The sequence below is a fragment of the Klebsiella michiganensis genome (assembly GCF_002925905.1).
Classification (GTDB): Bacteria; Pseudomonadota; Gammaproteobacteria; order Enterobacterales; family Enterobacteriaceae; genus Klebsiella; species Klebsiella michiganensis.
Genome location: NZ_PRDB01000009.1, coordinates 260,566 through 266,855, shown reverse-complemented (window position 1 = coordinate 266,855; position 6,290 = coordinate 260,566). Strand labels below are relative to the sequence as shown.

Sequence of the window (6,290 nt, the reverse complement as noted above, 5' to 3'; positions counted from 1 at the left end):
CTGCCCCTAGAGTATCCCCATTATCCTTGTGCCGGAGTTGTTATGTCCAGCAGTGCTGAAACCCGCCGCCGCGCCGTGCAGGCCGCACGCGGCGAATCCCCGTTCGATCTCTTATTAACCGACGCGCAGATTGTCGATATGGCCACCGGAGAGATCCGCGAGGCCGACGTCGGGATCGTCGGCGAAACCATCGCCAGCGTGCACCCGCGCGGCAGCCGCTCCGATGCCCACGAACGCCGCTCGCTGGCGGGATATTTCCTGTCGCCGGGGCTGATGGACACGCACGTCCACCTTGAAAGCTCCCACCTGCCGCCTGAACGCTATGCCGAAATCGTCCTGGCTCAGGGCACCACGGCGGTATTCTGGGACCCGCACGAGCTGGCCAACGTGCTGGGCGTCGAAGGCGTGCGCTACGCCGTCGCCGCCAGCCGCCATCTGCCGCTGCAGGTGATGGTCGCGGCGCCGTCCAGCGTGCCGTCGACGCCGGGACTGGAGATGTCCGGCGCCGATTTTGCCGGCGCGGAGATGGAAACCATGCTGGCCTGGCCGGAAGTTTGCGGCGTCGCCGAAGTGATGGATATGCACGGCGTGCTGCACGGCAGCGAGCGGATGCAGGAGATTATCCAGGCCGGTCTCAACAGCGGCAAGCTGATCGAAGGCCACGCCCGCGGTTTGCGCGGCGCGGATCTGCAGGCCTACCTTGCAGCCGGGGTCACCTCCGATCACGAGCTCACCTCGGCGGACGATGCGCTGGAAAAACTGCGCGCCGGGCTGACTATCGAAATTCGCGGCTCGCACCCTTACCTGCTGCCGGATATCGTTACCGCGCTGAAAACGCTGCCGCATCTCTCCTCGCAAATCACCGTCTGCACCGACGATGTGCCACCGGATATGCTGCTGGAAAAAGGCGGCATTATCGCCCTGCTCAACCTGCTGATTGAGCACGGACTGCCGGCCACCGACGTCCTGCGCTTCGCCACCTTAAACGCGGCGATCCGTCTGCAACGTAACGATCTGGGGCTGATTGCCGCCGGACGCCGCGCCGATCTGGTGGTTTTTGATTCATTAGAAAAGCTCGACGCGCGGGAGGTGTACGTCGCCGGGAAGCTGATTGCCCGCGAGGGCGCACTGCTTGAGTCGATTCCGCCGGCGGCGGGTATTACCCCGCCGCGCGATACCCTGCAGATGCCGCCGCTCAGCCCTGACGATTTTATCCTCCGCGTCGGCGCGATTCGCCACGGCGTCGCCCGCCTGCGGCATATTCGCGGCGCGCGCTTTACCCAGTGGGGAGAGGTTGAGGTGCAGGTCCGCGATGGCCGGGTGCAAATCCCGGACGGGTTTAGCCTGATTTGGGTTAAGCACCGCCACGGTCGTCACCAGGCGACGCCGCAAATTGCGCTGCTGGAAGGCTGGGGCGAGCTGCGCGGCGCCATCGCCACCAGCTACTCCCACGATTCCCACAACCTGGTGGTGCTCGGCCGCGATGCCGACGAGATGGCGCTGGCGGCAAACCGCCTGATCGCCTCCGGCGGCGGTATGGCGCTGTCTCAGCAGGGAAAAATCCTTGCCCACGTGGCGATGCCGATTGCCGGAATGCTTTCCGACTTGCCCGCTCCGGAGCTGGCCAGACAGTTCCGCCAGCTTCGCGACCTGAGCGCGGAGGTCGCCGACTGGGAGCCGCCCTATCGCGTATTTAAGGCTATCGAAGGCACCTGCCTTGCCTGTAACGCCGGACCGCATTTGACCGATTTAGGTTTGACCGACGGCAGCACCCGCCAGATCGTCGAGCCGCTGATAGACTGCCGGGAAATCCCGGAACACACAAAACACAACAATAATCATCAGGGAGCCTGAGCATGGCCGACAATACCCTTCATTCATCCACGCAAGGAAGCTGGCTGGAGCGCCGTTTTGCCTTGTATTCCCGCGGCAGCACGCTGCGCACCGAATGCCTCGCGGGCATCACCGGCTTTCTCGCCGCCGCCTACCTGCTGGTGGTTATCCCCGGCCTGCTGGCGGTTGGCGGGATGGATAAAGGCGCGGCAACCACCGGCACGATTCTGGTGTTCGTCGGCGGCACGCTGCTGATGGCGTTTTATGCCAACCTGCCGTTTATCGTCGGGCCGGGCATCGGCGGCTCGGTGCTGGTCGGCGTCACGCTGGCAGGCAGCGAAGGCATTGGCTGGCAGATTGGTCTTGGGATCGCCTGCTGGTCGGGGATTCTGTTTTTCCTGCTAACCAGGTTCGGCCTGCGTGAAGTGGTGACCCGTTCGGTGCCGCAATCGATCAAGCTCGGCCTGACGGCCTCCATTGGGCTGTTTGTCGCGGTGCTGGGTTTCCGTAACGCCGGGCTGGTGCTGGCTAACGCCAAAACCAACGCCCTGATGCTCGGCGATTTTCTCTCACCGGGGGCGCTGGTGGCGCTCTGCGGGCTGTTTCTGGCCATTGCCCTTCAGGCGAGAAAAATCCCCGGCTCAATTCTGTGGGCGATTCTCTTTGCCACCCTGGTCGGCATTCCGATGGGCGTCACCAGACTCCCGGGCAGCTTTATCGATATGCCGCATTCGCTGACGCCGGTGCTGGGGCAAATCGATATGCTGGGCGCGCTGAATATCGCCTTCCTGCCGTTCCTGTTCGTCTTTTTCGCCTCAGAGTTCTTTTCCACGATGGGCACCACGCTGGCGGTAGGCGGCGAAGCGGGTCTGCTGGATGAGGAAGGCAATATGCCGCATATCAATCGCCCGTTTATGGTTGACTCGATCGCCGCGGCCGTTGGCCCCTGGCTGGGCATTCCGGCGGCGACCGCGCTGATTGAATCCTCAGCGGCAGCGGAAGCCGGCGGCAAAACCGGGTTAACCGCGCTGTCGGCGGCGGTGATGTTCCTCCTGATGCTGCTGTTTACCCCGGTGGCGCTGATGATTCCGAAAGAGGCGACCGCGCCTGCGCTGATCCTCATTGGCCTGAATATGTTCAGCGGCCTGCGCAAAGTGGACCTGGCAAACTTCACCGACGGCCTGCCGGTGCTGATGATGGTGATGATTACGCTGATTGCCAATAGCTTCGGGACCGGGATTGCCGGCGGGCTGCTGTTTTATGTGGTGATTAAAACGATTGCCGGCAAATGGCGGGAAATCCCCATCGGGCTGTGGATCCTTGCGATTCCGCTGGTCTACTACTTTGCCACGCTGGTGAAGCATTAAGCTTCGCACCGATCGTTCTCCCGGAGGCGGCGCTGGCGCACCTGTCCGGGCTACCAATCCGTAGCCCGGCTAAGCGCAGCGCGAACCGGGAAAAAGCCGCGCCGATGCATCACCCCTACACCGTCCCGGAGGCGGCGCTGGCGCGCCTGTCCGGGCTTGTATGATTACTCCGTCAGAAAGAACCGGCCAGTTCTCTCTGATGGCGGTCCGGATGCCGTGTCCGGGCTTAGGCTTTCGCGCCTGTTCCGTAGATCCTTTGCACCGGACCGCCGTTCTTTCTCATGTGATAAACCGGACAGTATCATGGACCGGCTTTCACCGGTAACCCGTATTTGCAAGGTTGGTTTCACTATGGAAAATGAACTCCACTTCATCGGTATTGATGTCGCCAAAGCTAAACTGGATGTCGATATTCTTCGCCCTGATGGCCGGCATCGCTGTAAAAAATTTGATAATACCCTCTCCGGACACGAAGCGCTGGTCCGCTGGCTTCGCGGCCATGACGTGAACCGTGCCCATGTCTGCATGGAGTCCACCAGCACCTACATGGAAGACGCGGCCGCGCATCTGAGTGATGCCGGGTATACCGTGTCCATCATCAACCCCGCCCTCAGTAAAGCTTTCGCACAGAGTGAGGGGTTGCGCAGTAAAACTGACAAAGTGGACGCCCGTATGCTGGCTCACTTCTGCCGGGAAAAACGCCCGTCAGCCTGGGAGGCCCCTCATCCGACAGAGCGGGCACTGAAAGCCCTGGTGTTAAGGCATCAGGCGCTGACAGAGATGCAGACGCAGGAGAAAAACCGGCGAGAAACCGCGCCGGAGGTTCAGCTGGCCAGCATTGACATCCTGCTGGGATGTCTGAGCGCGGAGCTGGCACGTATCGAAAAACAGATAAAAGACCTGACGGATAACGACCCGGATATGAAACGACGGCGGAAGCTGCTGAACAGTATCCCGGGCATCGGGGAGAAAACAGCGGCTGTTCTGCTGGCGTATACGGGCCTGAGGCTGAAGTTCGGTACAGCGCGGCAGTTCGCGGCGTATGCAGGACTGACGCCGGTGCAGCATGAGTCGGGAAGCAGCGTGATGCGGGCGAGCCGGATGAGCAAAGCGGGGCCGGTTCAACTGCGCAAGGCGTTATACATGCCAGCGTTATCGGCGCTGTACCATACGGCGTGGGGAAAAGCGTTCAGGAAAAGGCTGGAAGAGAGCGGAAAGCGGGCAAAAGTCATCATAGGGGCGATGATGCGAAAGCTGGCGCAGGTGGCTTATGGAGTACTGAAGTCAGGAAAGACGTTCGATGCCTCACAGCATGAGCTGTTGATAGCGTAACAACGTTCCCTGAGAAAAAACGACAGCACCAGAGAGTGCTGTCGTTGGTGTGCCTGTCATCCGGGAGCCGGAGAAAGTATCGGCAACTAAAAATGGTTGCAGGCGTTCACAGTATCTACCAATCCGTAGCCCGGCTAAGCGCAGCGCGAACCGGGAAAAAGCCACGCCGATCCGTCCCCCCGACACCGTTCCCGAAGGCGGCGCTGGCGCACCTGTCCGGGCTACCGGCCCGCAGATTGCTGTGAACCCGTAGCCCGGCTAAGCGCAGCGCGAGCCGGGAACAAGCCATGCCGATGCATAATCCGGCACCATTCCCGAGTCGGCGCTAGCGGCCCGCAGAGGGCGCGCGGGAATGAACCGCTTCGCACGCCTCTTTCACCGCCTCATACAGCAGCCGTACCGCAGGCGAAAGCTGCTTGCGGTGCGGGCAAATCATATTCAGCGGCACCACGTCGCCCTGATACTCCGGCAACAGCACCTGGAGCCGCCCTTCACGAATATCATCCCCGACGTCGAGTTCAGATTTGAACGCGATCCCCTCCCCGGCAACCGCCAGGCGGCGAATCACCTCCGCATCATCGCTCACGATAGTGCCGGCAACCTGCACGTAATGGACCTTCCCGTCCAGGCTCAGCGGCCAGCGATCGAACGCCCTGCCGCGCAGCACGTAGGTCAGCGCATTGTGCCGGGCCAAATCTTCCAGCGTCTTCGGTTCGCCGTGTTCGGCTATCCAGCCGGGCGAGGCCACCAGCATCCGGCGGTTCTCCGGCGCGACGGGCAGGGAAATAAACGAGGCATCGTCGTTATCGCCGTAGCGAAACGCCACGTCTACCGGATCTTTAAATACGTCGGTCCGATGATCGGAAAACAGTATCCGCAGGCGCAGAGCGGGATGGCTCTGGCGAAAAGCGCGAAACACGCGCAGAAGCAAGTTGCGCCCCAGGTCGGACGGCACGGCAATTTGTAACGTACCGCGTACTTCGTCATCCGGCGTGCTGATTTTTTGCAGCCCCGCGTGCAGCGTATCAAGCATCTGCGCGGCATAGGGCAGCCAGGTTTCGCCTTCCGGCGTCAGGCGTAAACTCCGCGTAGAACGGGCAAAAAGACGAATATTCAGCGTCGTTTCCAGACGCTTGATCGCCGCGCTCACCTGCGCGGGCTGCAGCCCGGCCTCTCGCGCCGCATCGCTGAAGCTGCTTAACGCCGCAGCGCGGACAAACAATGCCAGATCTTCCAGCCGGAACATACACACTCCTCAACCCGGATTATTCTCAAAACAGGCGCGCGCCGATGAAAAACGGCGCTGCGTCACCGTTTGCTTACACTTTTAACCAAACCAACGCTTGCCAATCCCTTGACGTATCAGGAATCATACGAGGCTGCGATTTTGTGTCCAGGATAATAATGGGGAAATTATGCGTAAAACAAAAATGATGCTTCTGGGCGTACTGTTGGCCTGCGCCAGCGGCGCGTGGGCGGCGACCGGCGAAGGTATACAGAAATATGAGCTCGATGGGGTCACCGCGGACTTCAAACAATTTCACATCGGCGATACCGTCCCGCCGCTGTACCTCACGCCAGAATACAACATCAAGCAGTGGCAGCAGCGCAATTTGCCTGCGCCGGATGCCGGGACCCGCTGGACCTATATGGGCGGAAGCTACGTGCTGATTACCGAAACCGAGGGGAAAATCCTCAAAATTTATGATGGCGAGATTTTCTACCATCGCTAAAAGCTGAACGCCAGCGCGCTCTCCC

At 61.0% G+C, this 6,290-nt stretch carries 5 protein-coding genes; 4 read left to right on the top strand and 1 reads right to left on the bottom strand.

Annotated features, from left to right (window positions below):
• Positions 1-42 precede the first annotated feature (42 nt).
• The 3 genes from CDA56_RS19650 to CDA56_RS19640 all read left to right on the top strand — a co-directional run bounded on the left by CDA56_RS19650 (position 43) and on the right by CDA56_RS19640 (position 4,532).
• Positions 43-1,854 carry an adenine deaminase gene (locus tag CDA56_RS19650; RefSeq protein WP_102803382.1) on the top strand — a complete coding sequence of 604 codons (1,812 nt, stop codon included), beginning with the start codon at positions 43-45 and terminating at the stop codon, positions 1,852-1,854.
• A gap of 2 nt (positions 1,855-1,856) precedes the next feature.
• Complete coding sequence (locus CDA56_RS19645; RefSeq protein ID WP_047723259.1) at positions 1,857-3,200, top strand: NCS2 family permease; 1,344 nt, start codon at positions 1,857-1,859, stop codon at positions 3,198-3,200.
• A 351-nt stretch (positions 3,201-3,551) separates the two neighbouring features.
• On the top strand, positions 3,552-4,532 hold the full coding sequence (locus CDA56_RS19640) for an IS110 family RNA-guided transposase (RefSeq protein WP_057174408.1): 981 nt from the start codon (positions 3,552-3,554) through the stop codon (positions 4,530-4,532).
• Positions 4,533-4,857: 325 nt separating this feature from the next.
• Here CDA56_RS19640 and CDA56_RS19635 read toward each other — a convergent pair whose 3' ends face one another.
• Positions 4,858-5,778 carry a LysR family transcriptional regulator gene (locus CDA56_RS19635; RefSeq protein ID WP_103815401.1) on the bottom strand — a complete coding sequence of 307 codons (921 nt, stop codon included), beginning with the start codon at positions 5,776-5,778 and terminating at the stop codon, positions 4,858-4,860.
• 169 nt (positions 5,779-5,947) lie between these two features.
• On the opposite strand from CDA56_RS19635, the gene CDA56_RS19630 reads away from it, so the two are divergent.
• Positions 5,948-6,265, top strand: a complete 318-nt coding sequence (locus tag CDA56_RS19630) for an RcnB family protein (RefSeq protein WP_004852605.1) — start codon at positions 5,948-5,950, stop codon at positions 6,263-6,265.
• The last annotated feature ends 25 nt before the right edge of the window (positions 6,266-6,290 follow it).